Source organism: Trinickia mobilis (genome assembly GCF_017315705.1).
Lineage (GTDB): Bacteria > Pseudomonadota > Gammaproteobacteria > Burkholderiales > Burkholderiaceae > Trinickia_A > Trinickia_A mobilis.
Genome location: NZ_JAFLRF010000093.1, coordinates 1 through 3898, shown reverse-complemented (window position 1 = coordinate 3898; position 3898 = coordinate 1). Strand labels below are relative to the sequence as shown.

4 protein-coding genes and 1 pseudogene are annotated in these 3898 nt (G+C 58.7%); 3 read left to right on the top strand and 2 right to left on the bottom strand.

What is annotated here, in order from left to right; all coding sequences use genetic code 11:
- The 3 genes from J3489_RS36920 to J3489_RS36910 all read left to right on the top strand — a co-directional run.
- Positions 1-550 (top strand): MFS transporter (locus J3489_RS36920; RefSeq protein WP_207005724.1); only part of this gene is annotated, 550 nt, incomplete at its 5' end.
- A 171-nt stretch (positions 551-721) separates the two neighbouring features.
- Positions 722-1582, top strand: coding sequence for an SDR family oxidoreductase (locus J3489_RS36915; protein WP_207005723.1), 861 nt, complete (start codon positions 722-724; stop codon positions 1580-1582).
- 83 nt (positions 1583-1665) lie between these two features.
- Positions 1666-2061: a nuclear transport factor 2 family protein gene (locus J3489_RS36910; RefSeq protein WP_207005722.1), complete on the top strand. Its 396-nt coding sequence runs from the start codon at positions 1666-1668 to the stop codon at positions 2059-2061.
- Between the two features lie 438 nt (positions 2062-2499).
- Here J3489_RS36910 and J3489_RS36905 read toward each other — a convergent pair.
- Positions 2500-3247: pseudogene (locus J3489_RS36905) on the bottom strand (SDR family NAD(P)-dependent oxidoreductase).
- A gap of 484 nt (positions 3248-3731) precedes the next feature.
- Positions 3732-3875, bottom strand: a complete 144-nt coding sequence (locus tag J3489_RS36900; RefSeq protein WP_374193523.1) for a zinc ribbon domain-containing protein — start codon at positions 3873-3875, stop codon at positions 3732-3734.
- Positions 3876-3898: the final 23 nt, after the last annotated feature.

The window sequence follows — 3898 nt, the reverse complement described above, 5'->3', positions numbered from 1 at the left end:
GTCGTACATGACGAGTCATCTGGGTTTGCCGCGACATACGGTACTGTTTGCCATCCTGATCGCCGCGGCACTTGAGTTGGGAACGAGCCCGTTGTTTGGCGCACTTTCGGACAGGATCGGCCGCAAGCCCGTCGTCGCCTTCGGCGCGCTCGTGGCGGTGATCGCGCCCTTCCCATTCTTTTTCATGGTGGGCACCGGCGACCCTAAACTAATCCTCCTTGCCGAGATCTTGGTTCTTACGATCGCCCACGCAGCGGTGTTTTCGCCCATGGCGGCCTGGTTCGCCGAGATGTTCAGTCCGGAAGTCCGATATAGCGGTGTCACGATCGGCTTTCAGCTGGGCGCGCTCTTGGCCGGAGCACCGACACCGCTGATCGCAACGGCTCTCCTCGCCAAGTATGGAGGATTCACGTCCGTGGCAATCTTTGCGATGGTCGCCGCAGGAATCACGCTCGTCTGCACCTTTATAGCGAGTGACTCTGCGCGAGGGCAAGTTGGTGCTTCGGCCGTCTCCCCGTCAGTCGGAAGGAGCGGAATAACAGAAGCATAAGTCATCAGGTATCGCGTGTGATTTATAGCTGTAGATTCGCATGCTATTCCGGCCGGACAGACGTGATGCCCGCTACCGGCATACCTGGCAGCGATACCCGCTGGTAGCACGCGGCGAAGCAAGTCCGCGCCGCCACCTCCCCCAATTCGTCTACCCTGAAGGAACCCAATCATGTCCAAGATCATCCTGATCACTGGTGCCAGCACCGGCTTCGGCCGCGACACGGCGGAAACCTTGGCTCGCGCCGGCCATAGCGTGTTCGCCTCAATGCGCGATCCGGAAGGAAAGAACCGAAAACATGCGGAGGCGCTCCGTAAACAGACCATCGAGGTCGTCGAACTCGATGTCAGCAGCGATGCCTCGGTCGACCGTGGCGTGCAGGAGGTGCTGAAGCGCGCCAAGCGCATCGATGTGCTCGTCAACAATGCGGGCATCATGTCAGCCGGTGTCACCGAGGCCTTCACGTCGGAGCAGGCGAAGATCGTGCTCGACACCAACGTCGTGGGCGTGCTGCGTACCGCCCGTGCGGTACTGACCGCGATGCGCGGACAAGGCGAGGGATTGATCGTCAACGTGGGCTCGATCCTTGGCCGCGTGACGTTCCCCTTCTTCGGCATTTACGGCGCCAGCAAGTTCGGGGTCGAGGCGCTCACCGACAGCCTCCGCTACGAGGTGTCGCAACTCGGCATCGATGTCGTGCTGGTGCAGCCGAGCGCCTATCCAACCCCGCTGTATGAGAACCTTCAGTTGCCCGCCGATACCGACCGGGTGGCGGCTTACGGTGCGGTCGGTGAGATTCCCGGTGCCATTTTCAAGCACGTCATGACAACGTTCCAAGCCCCCGACGCTCCCAATCCCCACGACGTCGCCGAGGCAATCGCCAAACTCGTGGCGCTGCCCAAGGGCAATCGCCCGGCGCGTACCGTGGTCGGGGCGGCGTTCGGTTCCGATCTCGTCAACGCGCAGACGGCGCCCGTGCAGGCAAATGTCGTCGAGGCGCTCGGCTTAGGTCATCTCGCGAAGGTCGTCTGAGCAAGCCATGCCGGATCGGCGGCGCCACGCCGCCGATCCGGCAGTGCCATGGTTCCTCATTCCTAATAGATTCGGAGGCTTTCATGACCACGCCAGTGGATACCGTGCGCCGCTTCTACGACGCTCTGGGCAACGGCGACGTCCCCGCCGCCCTCTCACTTCTGGATGACCAGGTCGAATGGACGGTGGCGGAGCGTTTTCCGTACTACAGCGGCGCCTGGAAGGGGCCGCAGGCTGTTCTGGATAACCTCCTCAAACCGCTTTCCGGCGACTGGGTCGGGTTTTCCGCTAAGGCGCACGAGTTCATCACCGAGGGTGACCGCGTTGTTTCGCTTGGAACCTATTCCGGCAAGTTTAAGAAAACCGGGCGATCATTCTCGGCCGCCTTCGCCCACGTCTGGACAGTGCGTGGCGAGATGCTTGCAAAGTTCGACATGCATACAGACACAGCCAAGCTCCTTGAAGCGGTGGAGGATTGATGAAAATGGGGCGTTAAAAGCCTGCAACAGTCCTCCTGAAGACCTGCGACTCATTTTGCTGTTCGTCTCAGCAACTGGCCCTCTCGGACTTGGGGGAACGGGAACGCTTGGCCGGCTCTGGTCCAGCGATTCCTGTTGCTGCGTCGTTTTCCGAAGGCGCACCGCTGTGGCGTTGCTCCCCCAAGCTAGTGGGGAGCAAACAGGACGCGCCGATCTTCCAGGGCAGTTAGAACTCCTCCGATGATTTGGTGCTTATCGATTGGTGGCGTCCACTGAACGCCAAAAGCCGGCGAGCCAACTAACTTACGAGTGGTGTACTCGGCGGGGTAAGGTCATCGACCCCAACGTTGGCGATGCCGGCTCGGTCAGACCAACGATGTAATCAGAAGCCGTCAAGCACTGGCGAGGCCCGGATTCGGCCTCGTTTGGCGGCAGACTTCAATACGACTCGGCGTAGGGGCGCAAATCCAGCTCCTGAGTCCAGGCTGAACGCTCCTGTCGGTGAATGGCCCAGGGAGCAATCGGCAATCGAATCCGTATTTAGTAACCCATCCCGGCCCGCCGCAGCGAACCGTTCAGGTTGTGCAGCTTGGAGACGCTCCCCGTCTATACAGCCATCAATTACGACGTGGGCAACATGAAGGCCCATCGGTCCAAATTCTCGCGCCTTACTTTGGCTCACCATCCGCAGTCCAGCTTTCGCCGAAGCGAAATGGGCGAATCCCGACTTGCCACGAAGGCTGGCTGAAGCACCGGTGAAAATGATCGTTCCCCTTCCCAACGGGACCATCCAGCGAGCGGCCTCGCGCCCGACAAGAAATCCGGCAAAGCATCCAACTCGCCAAAACTCTTCAAAGTCGTGCACCGTCGTCTTCAAAAATTTCATACGCCTGTTGTTACCGGCGTTGAAGACGATTAGCTCTGGAATATAGGTATTCGAATTGAACGCGTGATTGAATAAATGCGTAACGTCGCTTTCGCTGCACGCATCGGCGACCATCGCTTCCGCGGATCCTCCCTGAGAAGCAATCGACGCTACAACCGCGTGCACTTTGGCTGCAGTACGCCCGACGACAACCACATGGTATCCCTCTTTAGAAAGGCGCTTACAAAGGGCTGAACCCAATCCTCGCGCTGCACCCACCCCAACGATCACTGCGCAAGGGCGTTTCCTATCTTCCGTCATACGAGGCTCTCCTGCCGGCGAACCAAACATTAATCTGGCCGCCGCGCACGTAGCATCGACGTCAGGTCCTGACTACTCTATGGAACCACAATTCCCCCTGACGATTTATGACGCATAGTCATAGGTGTATTGCGAAATTTCGACTTCAAATCAGCTAGCGCTTCCCGCTCATATTGATGGATTACGAGACGGAATTCGACGTTGCAGTCCTGCGCATGTCCATACCTAGGTCATTCCCGAGCATATCCATGCGCGTGGGTCACGATTGTATTGTACTTAGACTGCTTTGGCCGCACCAACCGGCTGGCTAAGATCACCTCTTGAGATCGTCGAGTACCGCCGTTCTTCAACATTTGGCTGATTGTTGAATTTCTAGCACAAGCTGCCAAAAGACAGACGATTGAAGGGGCAAATGGGATGAACCGCGCACGTTTGCAAAACAAGTAGTTCTGCCAGATTGGCATAATTGACGTCCTCCCCGCCCTCAGCCTGCGGCTGCCGCGCGAGGCGCGGGAAGGACGGGGATTCCTACTGCTAGACGGCGACGTCCCGCCGCGAGAATGTTGTCTGCCGCATTGATGTCGCGATGATGATACGCGCCACATTCGAAGCAGGCCCATTCCCTTATTCCAAGACCTTCCAGGCCCTTCG

Coding starts and splice junctions, on each gene's coding strand:
- J3489_RS36915 (WP_207005723.1), top strand. CDS start 722: ATGTCCAAGATCATCCTGATCACTGGTGCCAGCACCGGCTTCGGCCGC.
- J3489_RS36910 (WP_207005722.1), top strand. CDS start 1,666: ATGACCACGCCAGTGGATACCGTGCGCCGCTTCTACGACGCTCTGGGC.